The 14,461-nt window shown below is 70.8% G+C and carries 13 protein-coding genes and 2 tRNA genes; 6 read left to right on the top strand and 9 right to left on the bottom strand.

Translation table 11 applies throughout. The features are described from left to right. Positions 1-15: 15 nt before the first annotated feature. Positions 16-1,422 carry a trigger factor gene (tig, locus tag R2E43_RS25120; RefSeq protein ID WP_003976179.1) on the bottom strand — a complete coding sequence of 469 codons (1,407 nt, stop codon included), beginning with the start codon at positions 1,420-1,422 and terminating at the stop codon, positions 16-18. A 169-nt stretch (positions 1,423-1,591) separates the two neighbouring features. After that, a tRNA-Pro gene (locus R2E43_RS25115) sits at positions 1,592-1,668 on the bottom strand. A gap of 163 nt (positions 1,669-1,831) precedes the next feature. Between R2E43_RS25115 and R2E43_RS25110 the strand changes: the two genes are divergently transcribed. After that, positions 1,832-1,902 (top strand) — tRNA-Gly (locus R2E43_RS25110). 96 nt (positions 1,903-1,998) lie between these two features. Here the strand turns inward: R2E43_RS25110 and R2E43_RS25105 are convergent. Then, positions 1,999-2,193 carry a hypothetical protein gene (locus R2E43_RS25105; RefSeq protein WP_003976178.1) on the bottom strand — a complete coding sequence of 65 codons (195 nt, stop codon included), beginning with the start codon at positions 2,191-2,193 and terminating at the stop codon, positions 1,999-2,001. Positions 2,194-2,826: 633 nt separating this feature from the next. On the opposite strand from R2E43_RS25105, the gene R2E43_RS25100 reads away from it, so the two are divergent. Then, positions 2,827-3,996, top strand: coding sequence for an acyltransferase family protein (locus R2E43_RS25100; RefSeq protein WP_003976177.1), 1,170 nt, complete (start codon positions 2,827-2,829; stop codon positions 3,994-3,996). A gap of 10 nt (positions 3,997-4,006) precedes the next feature. Here the strand turns inward: R2E43_RS25100 and R2E43_RS25095 are convergent, their stop codons facing one another. Both R2E43_RS25095 and R2E43_RS25090 read right to left on the bottom strand, forming a co-directional pair. Continuing rightward, positions 4,007-4,501: an HD domain-containing protein gene (locus R2E43_RS25095; RefSeq protein ID WP_016326214.1), complete on the bottom strand. Its 495-nt coding sequence runs from the start codon at positions 4,499-4,501 to the stop codon at positions 4,007-4,009. A gap of 23 nt (positions 4,502-4,524) precedes the next feature. Then, positions 4,525-5,712 (bottom strand): PP2C family protein-serine/threonine phosphatase, encoded by a 1,188-nt coding sequence (locus R2E43_RS25090; protein ID WP_003976175.1) that lies wholly within the window; start codon positions 5,710-5,712, stop codon positions 4,525-4,527. Positions 5,713-5,925: 213 nt separating this feature from the next. Between R2E43_RS25090 and R2E43_RS25085 the strand changes: the two genes are divergently transcribed. Beyond that, positions 5,926-7,167, top strand: a complete 1,242-nt coding sequence (locus R2E43_RS25085; RefSeq protein ID WP_030869926.1) for a GNAT family N-acetyltransferase — start codon at positions 5,926-5,928, stop codon at positions 7,165-7,167. A gap of 10 nt (positions 7,168-7,177) precedes the next feature. Here R2E43_RS25085 and R2E43_RS25080 read toward each other — a convergent pair whose 3' ends face one another. Together R2E43_RS25080 and R2E43_RS25075 are read right to left on the bottom strand one after the other, a co-directional pair. Further along, entirely contained in the window at positions 7,178-8,020 is an 843-nt protein-coding gene (locus R2E43_RS25080) for an Fpg/Nei family DNA glycosylase (protein WP_003976173.1), read from the bottom strand. A gap of 106 nt (positions 8,021-8,126) precedes the next feature. Beyond that, on the bottom strand, positions 8,127-8,612 hold the full coding sequence (locus tag R2E43_RS25075; RefSeq protein WP_037666673.1) for a ribose-5-phosphate isomerase: 486 nt from the start codon (positions 8,610-8,612) through the stop codon (positions 8,127-8,129). Positions 8,613-8,820: 208 nt separating this feature from the next. Here R2E43_RS25075 and R2E43_RS25070 point away from each other — a divergent pair, with 208 nt between their 5' ends. Next, positions 8,821-10,266: an amino acid permease gene (locus R2E43_RS25070; protein ID WP_265701481.1), complete on the top strand. Its 1,446-nt coding sequence runs from the start codon at positions 8,821-8,823 to the stop codon at positions 10,264-10,266. A gap of 78 nt (positions 10,267-10,344) precedes the next feature. Here the strand turns inward: R2E43_RS25070 and R2E43_RS25065 are convergent, their stop codons facing one another. Beyond that, a complete protein-coding gene (locus R2E43_RS25065; RefSeq protein WP_016326217.1) occupies positions 10,345-10,926 on the bottom strand; it encodes a biotin transporter BioY in 582 nt (193 codons plus the stop codon). A 388-nt stretch (positions 10,927-11,314) separates the two neighbouring features. Here R2E43_RS25065 and R2E43_RS25060 point away from each other — a divergent pair, with 388 nt between their 5' ends. After that, on the top strand, positions 11,315-12,700 hold the full coding sequence (locus R2E43_RS25060; RefSeq protein ID WP_003976169.1) for an amino acid permease: 1,386 nt from the start codon (positions 11,315-11,317) through the stop codon (positions 12,698-12,700). A 337-nt stretch (positions 12,701-13,037) separates the two neighbouring features. Then, on the top strand, positions 13,038-13,679 hold the full coding sequence (locus R2E43_RS25055; RefSeq protein WP_003976168.1) for a superoxide dismutase: 642 nt from the start codon (positions 13,038-13,040) through the stop codon (positions 13,677-13,679). 115 nt (positions 13,680-13,794) lie between these two features. On the opposite strand, the gene R2E43_RS25050 is transcribed toward R2E43_RS25055, so the two are convergent. Continuing rightward, positions 13,795-14,433: a mycothiol-dependent nitroreductase Rv2466c family protein gene (locus R2E43_RS25050; protein WP_016326218.1), complete on the bottom strand. Its 639-nt coding sequence runs from the start codon at positions 14,431-14,433 to the stop codon at positions 13,795-13,797. Between the last annotated feature and the right edge of the window lie 28 nt (positions 14,434-14,461).

Below are 14,461 nucleotides of genomic sequence, written 5' to 3'. Positions count from 1 at the left end.
GACGGCGCGAGGGGATCAGCCCTCGGTCTTCTCCTCGGCCTTGTCGTCGGCCTTCTCGGCGTCGGCGGCCTCGGTGGCGTCGGCCTCGGCGGCCTCCGTCTCCTCGTCCTCCTCGTCGTCCAGGTCGACGATCTCGCCGTTGGTGTCCTTGACCGTGGCCTTCTCGACCACGGCGGCCAGGGCCTTGCCGCGGGCGACCTCACCGACGAGGAGCGGGACCTGGCCCTGCTCGACGACGGCCTGGGCGAACTGGTCGGGGGACATGCCGGAGGAGGCGGCACGGCGCATGAGGTGCTCGGTCAGCTCTTCCTGGCTGACGTTGAGCTTCTCCTGCTTGACCAGCTCGTCGAGGACGAACTGGGTCTTGATGCCCTTGACCGCGGCCTCGCGGGTCTCGGTCTCGAACTCCTCGGCGGTCTTGCCCTGGAGCTCGAGGTACTTCTCGAGGTCGAGGCCCATCTGGCCGAGCTGGTGGTGCTCGAGGTTGTGCTTGCGGGTGTTGATCTCGTCCTCGAGGAGCTTCTCGGGGACCGGGACCTCGACCAGCTCGAGCAGCTTGTCCAGGACGCGCTCCTGGGCCTGCGTGGCCTGGTCGTACTGCTTCATGTTGGCCAGGCGCTTGCGGCTGTCGGCCTGCAGCTCCTCCAGCGTGTCGAACTCCGACGCGAGCTGCGCGAAGTCGTCGTCCAGCTCGGGCAGCTCGCGCGCGGCGACCTGGGAGACCTTGACGGTGACCTCGGCCTCCTTGCCGGCCGCCGAGCCGCCCTTGAGCTCGGAGGTGAAGGTGGCCTCGCCACCGGCCTCCAGGCCCTTCACGGCCTCGTCGATGCCGTCCAGCAGCTCGCCGGAGCCGATGGTGTAGGACACACCGTCGGCGACGCCGTCCTCGAGGATCTCGCCGTCGACCTTGGCCTGCAGGTCGAGGGTGAGCACGTCGCCGTCCGCGGCGGCGCGCTCGACCGGGGAGGTGGAGGCGAAGCGCTCGCGCAGCTGCTCCACCGACTTCTCGACGTCCTCGTCGGTGACCTCGACGGCGTCGACCTCGACCTCGATGCCGGAGTAGTCCGGGATCTCGATGGAGGGGCGGATGTCGACCTCGGCGGTGAAGTTCAGCGTTTCGCCGTCCTTCAGCTCCGTGATGTCGACCTCGGGCTGGCCGAGCGGGTTCAGCTCGGCCTCGTTGACCGCGTCGGTGTAGAACTTGGGAAGCGCGTCGTTGACCGCCTCCTCCAGCACCGCACCGCGGCCGAACCGCTGGTCGATGACCCGGGCCGGGATCTTGCCCTTGCGGAAGCCCTTCACCGTGACCTGCTGGTTGATCTTCTTGTACGCCGCGTCGAGGCTGTCCTTGAGCTCCTCGAAGGGCACCTCGACAGTGAGCCGAACCCGGGTCGGGTTCAGGGTCTCCACGGCGCTCTTCACGGTTCGGTCTCCTTGGTGGCTGACTTCTTGGGTTCTGCCGGAACCAGAGAGTGTCCGGCAAATTTCGCCGCCCGGAGACTTCAGACGCTGATGACACACGGGCGTGCAGCTTGCATAGTAACGGCAGCGACTACACGGCCCAAAAGGCGATCACTCGGCGATCACTCGGTGGTCGGGGTGGCGGGATTTGAACCCACGGCCTTCCGCTCCCAAAGCGGACGCGCTACCAAGCTGCGCCACACCCCGTCTGGTGCGAGACGTAGGGTACATGCCGCCGGCCACCGGGGACCGCAGAGTTTCCGGAGCGTCCGCGAAGGTGCGGCGCGGACCCGAAGGGGTGTGCGTCGAGGGGGGACGACCCGCTACGATGCGTGCAGTGCCGCGGTCACCGACCTGCGGCGCGTGCTGTGCGGGCGTAGCTCAATGGTAGAGCACCAGTCTTCCAAACTGGCTACGCGGGTTCGATTCCCGTCGCCCGCTCCGAGAGGCCTCCGGCCCGGTCCCGCAGGGATCGGGCCGGAGGCCTTTGTGCGGTCCCGGGGGTGGCCGGACCGCACGGGGCCCGGAGGCGGCGGGCTAGAACTGGATCGAGTTGATCGTGTCCGCTATCGAGTCCAGGAAGCGCTGGATGTCGTCGGCCATCCCGGTCGAGGCGAGGAAGAAGCCGAAGAGGACCGCGACGACCGCCGGCCCCGCCTTGATCGACCCTCCCCGCAGCAGCACCACCAGGATGATCCCCAAGAGCAGCACCACTGACAGTGAAATGGCCACAACTGATCACACCCTCGGTCGGTCCGCACTCCCGCCCGGAGGTGTGGCACCGCAACACCCCCGCCAGAACCATCGTGCCACCAACCGGGCCCCGTCATGCGGCAGGTGACACATCGTCCGGCCGGTTCCGTGAGCGGCACGCTCCCCCGCGCACGCGGGCGCGGCCCGCCGTCGCCTCCCGCACACGATTTCGGCGGTCCACTCGTACGGGAAATTCGAGCCGTTTCGTTTCCATGCCCACACAACGCGTTCGCAGGTATTTCGAATTGTCGTGGCGGACACATCGGCGGGTGCGTCGGAAGCGTCACCGCAGGGAGATCACAGAGAGATCACACGGAGTCCACAGGACCCCCCTGAAGCCCGTAAGTGCGCTGTTCAGTCATGATGTGTCATGACAAACAGGACGCTCCACATGGGGTCCGTCGCGCGTCCGGGGAGGCCGAGTTCCCGGATTACGGGGTACTCGCACGGTACTCACACCGTGCCCAAGACCCGAAATGCGGGAATGACGTCGAGTGTTTTACGGAATGCGACGGCGAACGCTAGGGTGCCTCAGATGTTCTACGCTGCCTCGTCCCCCACCAGAGCAGCGAGGTCCTGTGACTACTCGCCGGTTTTTCGGCGGGGGGTTGCATGACTAGCTCGCTGCGATCCGACGGCGACCGGAAGTCGCCGCCGCCACGCACCCGCCCGAGCCGGCAGCGCGACGCGTTCTTCGACAACGCCAAGTACCTGGCGATCGTCCTGGTCGGTGTGGGCCACGCCTGGGGTCAGATCCTGGACGGGAACCGGACCGTGGAGACCCTCTACCGGGTCCTGTACACGTTCCACATGCCGGCGTTCATCGTCATCTCCGGCTACTTCTCGCGCAGTTTCGACCTGAGCCCCAAGCGCGTCAGACGGCTGATCACCGGCGTCGTCGTCCCCTACGTCGTCTTCGAGGTCGCCTACGCGCTGCACCGCCGCGTCAGCGAGGACCCGGGCAACGACATCAGCCTGCTGGACCCCACCTACCTGTTGTGGTTCCTGTGCGCGCTGTTCGTGTGGCGGCTGACCACCCCCCTCTGGCAGACGCTCCGTTGGCCGCTCCCGATCGCCCTCGGCATCGCCGCGCTGGCCTCCGTGACGCCCACCGTCGGCAACGACCTGAACATGCAGCGGGTGCTGCAGTTCCTGCCCTGCTTCGTGCTGGGTCTGCTGCTGCGCCCCGAGCACTTCCAGCTGGTGCGGCGCCGTTCGGTGCGGATCTGGTCCGTGCCGGTGGTCGCGGCGGCGCTGGTGATCGCCTGGTGGTCGGTGCCGCGCATGGAGACCGGCTGGTTCTACCGCAACGCCTCGGTGCAGGACACGAGTGCCCCGTGGTGGTCCGGGCCCGTCCTGACCCTCGCGCTGTTCGGCTGCTCCGTGGTGCTCACCGCGTGCTTCTTCGCCTGGGTGCCCGGCCGGCGCATGTGGTTCACCGCGCTCGGCGCCGGCACGATCTACGGCTACCTGCTGCACGGCTTCCTGGTGAAGGAGGGCGACTACACCGGCTGGTTCCAGCAGCCCTTCCTGGACCGGCCGCTCGGCGAGATCGGGCTCACCGTACTCGGCGCCACCGCCGTCACCCTGCTGTGCACCAGGCCCGTCCAGCGGGTCCTGCGGTACGTGGTCGAACCGAGGATGGACTGGGCCTTCGGACGGGATCCCGGTGACACCGCCCGGGGGCGCGGGAAGCGGGACCAGGCAGCCGGTCCCGGCGCACGCGAGACGTCCACCGAGCCCGCCGCTTCGAACGCCGGCGGCGAGAAGGTCTCCGTCTAGAACCGGTGGGTCACCCCTGACCGAGAAGGGCGCGCATCCGCGTGTACTTCTCGGTCAGTCGTGTGCGGGTGGCCCCGTCGAGGACAGCCAGCCGCGCGGGGTCGGCGTTGTGCGCCAGGTCGGCCTCCTTGACCAGCCGCGCGCCGGGGGTGGCCAGGATCCGCGCGGCGTACGCCTCGGGCGGCTCCCCCGCCCGCTTGGTGAGGGCCAGGACGATGTCCTTGGTACGGCGGCTCAGCGGCGCCTCGGCCAGCCACCCCTCGGTCAACGCGTCGTCCTCCACGGCGTCGTGCAGCCAGGCGGCCGCGATCTGCTCGGCGTCGCCGCCGCGCCGCCGCACGCCCTCGGCGACGGCCCGCAGGTGCTCGGCGTACGGCCGGCCCGCCTTGTCGGTCTGTCCGGCGTGGGCGGCGCGGGCCGTGGCCTCGACCTCGGCCAGGGAGAGCGGCCGGGCGGGCGGTCCGGAGTCGTGAGGCAGGGGTGGCGTGGGCGGCATGGGCGGCATGGGCCCAGTATGCGGCGCGGGCCTCAGTCCGTGGCCGGCGCGGACTGGGCCGTCGGGCCCTCCCGGCAGATCAGCAGCAGTGCCCGGTCGTCGTTGACGTCCTTGGCCACGGCCTCGATCAGGTGCCAGGCCGCGCCGTGGAAGCCGCCCGCGACATAGCGGTCGGCCTCGCCGGTGAGGCGGTCGATGCCCTCGGCGATGTCCCGGTCGGAGGTCTCCACCAGTCCGTCCGTGAACAGCATCAGTACGTCCCCGGGCCGCAGCGAGCCCTTCACCTGGTCGAACTGCGCACCGTCGTACACGCCGAGCAGCGGTCCGTCGGCGGACTTCTCCTCCCAGCGGCCGGTGCCCGCGCTGAGCTGGAGGCCCGGCGGGTGCCCGGCGGAGTACAGCTCGTAGTCGCCGGAGTCGAGGTCCAGGACGAGGTGGATGGAGGTGGCGAAGCCCTCGTCCCAGTCCTGGCGGAGGAGGTAGCCGTTGGCGGCCGGCAGGAAGGCGTGCGGGGGCAGGCTGCCCAGCAGTCCGCCGAAGGCCCCCGACAGCAGCAGGGCGCGCGAGGCGGCGTCCATGCCCTTGCCGGAGACGTCGGTGAGGACGACCTCCAGCGTCCGGCCGCCGTTGGTGCGGGCCGCGACGACGAAGTCGCCGGAGAAGGACTGGCCGCCGGCCGGGCGCAGCGCCATCTCGCGGTGCCAGCCCTTGGGCAGCTTGGGCAACTTGCTCTGGACGCGGATGCGTTCGCGCAGGTCGAAGAGCATGGTGCCGCCGCGCCGCCAGGGCACGCCGACCCGGCTGCGGAACTGGGCGACGAGGAGTCCGAAGAAGCCGCAGGCCGCGACGACGAGGACCACGCCGGGGGTGACCCGCGACGGTCCCTCGGTGTACGGGCCGAGCTGCACCGACTCCACGATCAGCGCGGTGGCCGCCGCGGCGTACAGGCCGAGCAGGCTCGCCGGGCGCAGCAGCAGGCCGCCCGCGACGATCGGGATGACCAGCGCGGAGGGGGAGCACCACACCGAGTTGGCCATCGTGGTGGCCGCGATGACGGGGATCGTCAGCAGCAGTCCGGCGAGCGCGATCCAGTCCGAGCCGTCGCCGCGGAAGTAGTCGACGGCGGCCCGGCGCACGCCGACGCGGGCCCGGTGCCACTGCTTCTTCCACCGGGCCGTGAACGTCTCGGCCTCCGCGCGCCGCTGTCGTCCTGCTGCCATTAGTTCGGGACCCTATCCATCGGACCGGCCGCTTGGCACGGGAGGTCCCACTTGTCCCCCGTCCGAGACCGGACTTCACAGTGAACTTCACGAACGGCTCCCGCGCCGCACCCCTGCGGAAATTGTGTCGCCCGACTCGTGCCGCCCTGGTACGCATGCCGTATGGAACGGTCCACGGGTGATGACGGCGGCGGCGTGACGAAGACGACGACGATGACGATGGAGCCGCGGGTGCTGCGGCGCGAGGAGTGGGACAGCTGGTACGGGTCGCTGATCCGTGCCTTCGGCGGGGTTCCGGAGCCGGCCGAGGAGCTGGAGCTGTTCCGGGAGCTGACGCGGGTGGACCGGTCGATCGGCGTCTGGGAGCGCGACGGGGCGGCCGAGGCGTGCGTCGGGACGACGGGGTCGTTCGACTTCCGGATGACCGTGCCGGGCGGCGCGCAGGTGCGCGCGGCGGGCGTGACGATGGTGAGCGTCGCCGCCACGCACCGGCGCCGGGGCGTGCTGACGTCGATGATGCGGCGGCAGTTGGACGACGTACGGGCCTGGGGCGAGCCGCTGGCGGTCCTGACGGCCTCCGAGCCGGCCATCTACGGCCGCTTCGGGTACGGCGCCGCGACCTTCTCGCTGAGCGCGGAGATCGACACGAGCCGGGTCCGGCTGTCGGTGCCGGCCGGTACGGATGACGTACGGCTGCGGTACGCGGCGCCCGCCGACGTGCTCGACGCGTGCGAGGCGGTGTACGCCCGGCTGGTGCCGGGGCGGCCGGGGATGCTGGCCCGGCGGCCCGGCTGGGAGCGGCTGGCGCTGCTGGATCCGGAGAGCGGGCGGGACGGCGCCTCGCCCCTGCAGTGCGTCGTGGCCCGGCGGGGCGGCGAGGTCACCGGGTTCGCGCGCTTCCGGGTGCGGCCGGCCTGGGGGCCCGAGGGGGCCGGGGGCACGGTGGTCCTCGACGACTTGGCGGGGCTCGACCCGGCGACCGAGGCGGCGTTGTGGCGGTTCCTGTACGACGTCGACCTGACCTCCCGGCTGGCGGTGCGGGGGCGGCCGGTGGACGAGGCGTGGCAGTACCAGGTGTCGGACATCCGGCGGTGCCGGCCGGAGTCGCGGGACGCGTTGTACGTGCGGCTGGTGGACGTGGGGGCGGCGCTCGCGGCGCGGACCTACCAGGCGCCGGTGGACGTGGTGTTCGAGGTCGAGGATGCCTTCTGCCCCTGGAACGCGGGGCGTTGGCGGCTGAGCGGCGACGCGAAGGGCGCGTCGTGCGAGCGTACGTCCGACGGGGCGGATCTGGCGCTGTCCGTGCGGGAGTTGGGCGCGGCGTACCTGGGGGGTGTGCGGCTGAGTTCGCTGGGCGCGGCCGGGCGGGTGCGCGAGGTGCGGGCCGGGGCGCTGGCGGAGGCGTCGGTGGGGTTCGGGTCGGACGTGGCGCCGTGGCTGCCGCACGGGTTCTGAGTGCGGGCTCTCACCGTTTCTGACAGGTGGGGCACCAGAAGAGGTTGCGGGCGGCGAGGCCGGCCGTGCTGATCGGGCCGCCGCACAGGTGGCAGGGCTGGTTGGCCCGGCGGTAGACGTAGACCTCGCCGCCGTGGTCGTCGACGCGGGGCGGGCGGCCCATGGCCTCGGGGGTGTGCTCGGGGCGGACGGTGTCGATGCGGTTGTTCCGCACCCCCTCGCGCATGAGGGCGGTGAGGTCCTGCCAGATGGTGTCCCACTCGGCGGGGGTGAGGTCCTTGCCGGGGCGGTACGGGTCGATGCCGTGGCGGAAGAGGACTTCGGCACGGTAGACGTTGCCGACGCCGGCGATGACCTTCTGGTCCATGAGCAGGGCGGCGATGGTGGTGCGGCTGCGGGAGATCCGGCGGTGGGCGGCCGCCGGGTCGGCGTCCGGGCGCAGGGGGTCGGGGCCGAGGCGGTCGTGTATCGCCCGCTTCTCGGGGTCCGTGATCAGGGCGCAGGTGGTGGGGCCGCGGAGGTCGACGTGGGCGGTGTCGTTGGCCAGGCGGAGGCGGACGGTGTCCGTGGGCGGGGGCGCGGGGACCGGGCCGAAGGCGACCTTGCCGAAGAGGCCCAGGTGGATGTGGACCCAGGCGGGGTTCTCGGCGGCGTCCTCGGCCGCGTTCCCGGCTGCGCCGAAGCCGAGGAAGAGGTGCTTGCCGTGGGCGTCGGCGGTGGTCAGGACGGTGCCGTCGAGGAGGGCGGCCGAGTCGGCGAACTTCCCCTGCGGGCTGGTGACGCGGACTGCCGTGCGGGCGAAGGCGGCGGTGCAGTCCTGGGCCAGCCGGTGGATCGTGTGCCCCTCTGGCACGTGAGGTGTCCTTTCGCCCGGCCCGCGAGGCCGGTGCCGCCCCCCGGTGCTCGTGCGGTGGGGGGCGGCAGGGCGGTCGGGGGATCGGGGTGCTGCTGCGGGGGTTCTACTGCTGCGGGTGGTGGGACGGGACCGGGGGAAGGTCGCCCGTCGTCTCGTAGGACGTGAGCATGTCGATGCGGCGGATGTGGCGTTCGTCGCCGGAGAACGGGGTGCCGAGGAAGGTCTCGACGAACTTCGTCGCCTCCTCCTGCGTGTGCATGCGGGCGCCGACCGCGACGACGTTGGCGTTGTTGTGCTGGCGGCCCAGCGACGCCGTCTCCTCGCTCCAGGCCAGCGCCGCGCGCACGCCCTTCACCTTGTTCGCCGCGATCTGCTCGCCGTTGCCGGAACCGCCGATCACGATGCCGAGGGCGCCCTGGTCCGCGGCCGTGCGCTCGGCGGCGCGCAGGCAGAAGGGCGGGTAGTCGTCCTGGGCGTCGTAGATGTGCGGACCGCAGTCGACGGGCTCGTGTCCCGCCGCCGCGAGCCACTCGACGAGGTGGTTCTTGAGTTCGAAGCCCGCATGGTCCGAGCCGAGATACACGCGCATGCGTCGAGTGTGACACGCGGGCCAGGCGGTGGACGCTTCGGGTCGCGACTGGGAAAACGATGCGTAAAACTTTAAAAGCTCAGGAAAAGCTCAAGTAACGATCCGGATTCAAAGGTTCCTGAATTCGTTCGCCTCCGTTTCACTGGTCCGGCTCGTACACCGCTCGTACGGGAAAGTGCTCGACCGGCGCAAAGGAAACCCTCCCCCCATGACTTCGCAGCCGACCCTGACCAAGCCCGAGGAAGGACCCGCGGGCCCCTGTGGACCCGATACCGGTCTTCAGGCCGGACTCAAGAACCGCCACCTTTCGATGATCGCCATCGGCGGCGTCATCGGAGCCGGGCTGTTCGTGGGTTCCAGTTCGGGAATCGCCACCGCGGGACCCGGCATCCTCCTCTCGTACGCCCTCGTCGGCACGCTCGTGGTGCTGGTGATGCGGATGCTCGGGGAGATGTCGGCCGCCAACCCGACCTCGGGCTCGTTCTCCGCACATGCCGACCGCGCGCTCGGCCCGTGGGCCGGGTTCTCCATCGGCTGGCTCTACTGGTTCTTCTGGGTCGTGGTGCTGGCCGTGGAGGCCACCGCCGGGGCCAAGATCCTGGAAGGGTGGATTCCCGCCGTGCCGCAGTGGGGCTGGGCACTGATCGTGATGGTCGTGCTCACCGCCACCAACCTCGCCTCCGTCGGCTCCTACGGCGAGTTCGAGTTCTGGTTCGCCGGGATCAAGGTCGTCGCCATCGCCGCGTTCATCGTCGTCGGCGGGCTGGCCGTCTTCGGGGTGCTGCCCGGCGTCGACAGCGACCGGGCGGGGCTCGGGAACCTCACCGAGCACGGCGGCTTCCTGCCGCACGGGGCCGGGGCCGTTCTCACCGGCGTACTGCTCGTCGTCTTCTCGTTCATGGGCAGCGAGATCCCCACGCTCGCCGCCGGTGAGTCCGAGGACCCGCAGCGGGCCGTCACCAAGGCGACCAACAGCATCATCTGGCGCATCGCCGTCTTCTACCTCGGGTCCATCTTCGTCGTGGTCGCGCTGCTGCCCTGGGACTCGCAGTCGATCGTCGACCAGGGCTCCTACGTCGCCGCGCTGGACTCGCTCGGGATCCCGAACGCCGGCGAGATCATGAACTTCATCGTGCTGACGTCCGTGCTGTCCTGTCTGAACTCCGGGCTCTACACCGCCTCCCGCATGGCCTTCTCGCTCGGCCGGCGCGGGGACGCGCCGAAGGCGTTCGCCCGGACCACCCGGCGCGGGGTGCCGCAGGCGGCGATCCTGTCGTCCGTCGTCTTCGGCTTCGTCGCGGTCTTCTTCAACTACAAGTTCCCCGACACGGTCTTCCTCTTCCTGCTCAACTCCTCGGGCGCCGTGGCCCTCTTCGTCTGGCTGGCCATCTGCTTCTCGCAGCTGCGGCTGCGGAAGATCATCCAGGCCGAGGCGCCGGAGAAGCTGGTCGTGCGGATGTGGCTGTACCCGTATCTGACCTGGGCGGCCGCCGCGGTCATCGTCTTCGTGCTCGGCTACATGCTGACCGACACCGAGCACGACGGGCGCAGCACCGTACTGCTGTCGCTGCTCGTCGCCGCGCTCGTCGTGGTCGTCGCCCTCGTCAAGCAGCGGATCACCGCGACGCGGACGGCCGGCGCCGCGAAGGGCTGACCCCGCGGGGAAACGGAAGAGGCTCGCCGGGGCGCTGTCGCGCTCCGGCGAGCCTCTTCCGCGTGGGCCCGCGGCCGGTTACCGCTTGTCGACCAGCTTCCACGCGGTGGGCAGGACGCCCATCGCCAGCGCGGCCTTCAGCGCGTCGCCGATCAGGAACGGGGTGAGACCGGCCGCGATCGCGGCGGTGAGGGACATGTCGGCGGCGAGGGCCAGGTACGGCACGCCGACGGCGTAGATGATCGCCTCGCCGAGCAGCATCGTGCCGGCCGTGCGCAGCACCGAGCGGTCGGCGCCGCGGCGGGCCAGGGCGCCCACGACCGTGGCGGCGAGCAGCATGCCGAAGACGTAGCCGAGGGAGGGCGCGGCGGTGCCGGAGCCGCCCTCGGCGAACCACGGCACGCCCGCCATGCCGAGAAGGGCGTAGAGCGCGAGGGAGAGCAGGCCGCGGCGGGCGCCGAGCGAGGTGCCGACGAGCAGTGCCGCGAAGGTCTGGCCGGTCACCGGCACCGGGGAGCCGGGCACGGGCACCGCGATCTGGGCCGCGATGCCGGTGAGCACGGCACCGCCCGCCACGAGCGCGACGTCCCGGACTCGGGAGGAGGGGATGAGGTCGGCGAGGACCTGCCCGGATCGGGCGGGGACGGCAGCGGTGCTCATGGGGACTCCGCGAGGGGTGGTGTGGACATGTCGGACACCGCGACGCTATCCCAGCGGGCGGGACCGATCACCGGCAGCGCTCGACAAAGGCCCGCTCCCGGACTTGGTGGGCTCCCGACAAAGGCCGCGGGATACACCCGGACTCGGGTGAGACCGGTCACCGAGCAGGTGAGGCGGACGTCACCCGGGCGCGCCGGCAGGCGGAACGCCGTATTCGGATGATCGCATTCCGTATCCGGTCCGTCCGCATCGTGGGCCGCCGCTGTCGCCGGGCGGCGCGAGACCGGAAACTGTGGGCGCTTTTGCCCTGCCCAGCCCCCACGTCCCCGCACCCCACCCCCCTCACCCCACCGCCACCCGTCCCCCCACGCATTGGACGAGCCGCTCCATGTCCAACAGCACCACCGCCAAGGCGCCCCGGCAGCCGGCGGACGCTTCCCTCTCCCACGGCCTCAAGCAGCGCCACCTGTCGATGATCGCCCTCGGCGGGGTGATCGGAGCCGGGCTGTTCGTCGGCTCCGGCGCCGGTATCGCCGCCGCGGGGCCCTCGATCGTCGTCGCCTACACCGTCTCCGGCCTCCTCGTGATGCTGGTGATGCGGATGCTGGGCGAGATGTCCGCCGCGTACCCCTCCTCCGGTTCCTTCTCCGCGCACGCCGAGCGGGCGATCGGCCCGTGGGCCGGTTTCACCGCGGGCTGGGCGTTCTGGGTGCTGCTGTGCACGGCCGTCGGGCTCGAGGGCATCGGCGCGGCGCAGATCGTGCACGGCTGGCTGCCGGGCACGCCCGAGTGGGCGTGGGTGGCGCTGTTCATGGTGGTGTTCTGCGGGACGAACCTGGCCGCCGTGAAGAACTTCGGCGAGTTCGAGTTCTGGTTCGCCGCGCTCAAGGTCGGCGCCATCTCGCTGTTCCTGGTGCTGGGCGTGCTGGCGATCTGCGGGGTCCTGCCGGGCACCGACTCCCCCGGCACCTCCCACCTGGGCGACTTCCTGCCCCACGGCGGCAACGGCCTGATCATCGGCCTGCTCGCCTCGGTGTTCGCCTACGGCGGCCTGGAGACGGTGACCATCGCGGCGGCCGAGTCGGAGAACCCGGTCAGGGGCGTGGCGAGCGCCGTGCGGACGGCGATGTGGCGCATCGCGCTGTTCTACATCGGCTCGATGGCGGTCATCGTGACCCTGGTCCCGTGGGACTCCCCCGAGGTCGTCGAGAAGGGCCCGTACGTGGCGGCCCTCGACGAGCTGGGCATCCCGGGCGCGGGGCAGCTCATGAACATCGTGGTGCTGGTGGCGCTGCTGAGCGCGATGAACGCCAACATCTACGGGGCCTCACGCATCGGCTACTCGCTGGTCGAGCGGGGTCAGGGACCGAAGGTGCTGGGCCGGGTGTCGGGCGGGGTGCCGCGGGTCGCGGTGCTGGTCTCCTCCCTCTTCGGCTTCGGCTGCGTGCTGCTCAGCTACTGGCGGCCGGACGACGTCTTCTCCTGGCTGCTGAACATGATCGGCGCGGTCATCCTGGTCGTCTGGATCTTCATCGCCGCCGCGCAGCTGCGGCTGCGCCGCCGCCTGGAGCGGGAGGCGCCCGAGAAGCTGGTCGTGCGCATGTGGGCCTTCCCGTGGCTGACCTGGGTGGCGCTGGCGGGCATGGCCGCGGTGTTCGTCCTGATGGCCCGCGAACCGGACACCCGGGTGCAGCTGTACTCGACGGGCGGGATGACGCTGGTCCTGGCGGCCGTCGGCTACGCCCGGCAGCGGCGGGGCGCGGCCCGCGACTAGGGGGTGTCGTTTGGATCAGGCCGGCCGCGGCCGACGGTGCCTTGTGGCCGACCCGAGCGGGGTCTGGTGCGTGCGGCTGCAAGGCGGAGGAGGGCGACAACGCGGAGCGTTGGCAACCGACGACAACGCCGCAGATGTGCGTGCCAGACCCCGCGCCCCCGGCAAGATCCAAACGACACCCCCTAAGGCCTGCCGCGAGGCTCCCGAGGGCCCCCGCACGAAGCCGTGCGGGGGCCCTTTCGTGTGCGCCGGGCCCGGCCCGCCACCCCTTCCGAGCCTCTTGCTGCTAGCGTGCAGTTGCAAGGCTTTTGCAATAAGAGGCCGGAGGGGATCCGCCATGTCCGTCTACACGCTTCCTGAACTGCCGTACGACTACTCCGCGCTGGCTCCCGTGATCAGTCCCGAGATCATCGAGCTGCACCACGACAAGCACCACGCCGCGTACGTCAAGGGCGCCAACGACACGCTGGAGCAGCTCGCCGAGGCGCGGGACAAGGAGACGTGGGGCTCGATCAACGGCCTGGAGAAGAACCTGGCCTTCCACCTCTCCGGCCACATCCTGCACTCGATCTACTGGCACAACATGACCGGTGACGGCGGCGGCGAGCCCCTGGACAAGGACGGCGTGGGCGAGCTGGCCGACGCGATCGCCGAGTCCTTCGGCTCCTTCGCCGGATTCCGGGCGCAGCTCACCAAGGCCGCCGCGACCACCCAGGGCTCGGGCTGGGGCGTGCTGGCCTACGAGCCGCTGAGCGGCCGGCTGATCGTCGAGCAGATCTACGACCACCAGGGCAACGTCGGCCAGGGCTCCACCCCGATCCTGGTCTTCGACGCCTGGGAGCACGCCTTCTACCTGCAGTACAAGAACCAGAAGGTCGACTTCATCGACGCCATGTGGGCCGTCGTCAACTGGCAGGACGTGGCCAGGCGCTACGAGGCCGCCAAGTCCCGCACCAACACGCTGCTGCTGGCCCCCTGAACCCCTTGAGTCGTCCCGCCTCGTGATCGTCTTCTCAACCTTCACCGGGCGGGCGGAATGAGGAAGGCCCCCGCGAGGACGTGACTCGCGGGGGCCTTCTGTGCGCCGGCACGGCTTACAGGTTGCTGAAGTCCGGGCCCTTGGTGCGGGTCCGCTTGATCTCGTAGAAGCCCGGTACGGAGGCCACGGCGAGGGTGCCGTCCCAGAGCTTGGCGGCGTCCTCGCCCTTGGGGGCGGGGGTGACGACCGGGCCGAAGAAGGCGAGCTGCCCGCCGTCGGCGCCGGGCACGGCGATGACCGGGGTGCCGACCTCCTGGCCGACCTTGTCGATGCCCTCCTTGTGGGAGGCGCGCAGCTGCGGCTCGTAGGGGGTGCCGTCCCAGTGGTCCATGAGGGACTCGGGCAGGCCGACGTCCTTCAGGGCCGCGGCGACCGTCTCCCGGCCCGGGCCCTCCTCCTGGTTGTGGATGCGGGTGCCCAGCGCCGTGTAGAGGTCGCCGAGCACGTCGGCGCCGTGCTCCTCCTGGGCGGCGATGACGACCCGTACCGGGCCCCAGGCCTTGGTCTCCAGCAGCTCGCGGTACTCGGCGGGCAGCTCGTCGAGCTTGTCCTCGTTGAGGACGGCCAGGCTCATCAGGTGCCAGCGGACCTCGATGTCCCTGACCTTCTCCACCTCCAGGACCCAGCGGGAGGTCATCCAGGCCCAGGGGCACAGGGGGTCGAACCAGAAGTCGACGGGCGTCTTCTCCGACATGTCTCTCCTCATGAGGCGGCGCGAACGA

Origin of the sequence: Streptomyces violaceoruber (assembly GCF_033406955.1) — a bacterium.
GTDB classification, from domain to species: Bacteria; Actinomycetota; Actinomycetes; order Streptomycetales; family Streptomycetaceae; genus Streptomyces; species Streptomyces violaceoruber.
The sequence above is the reverse complement of the archived record's forward strand: the minus strand, read 5'-3'. Positions and strand labels throughout refer to the sequence as shown.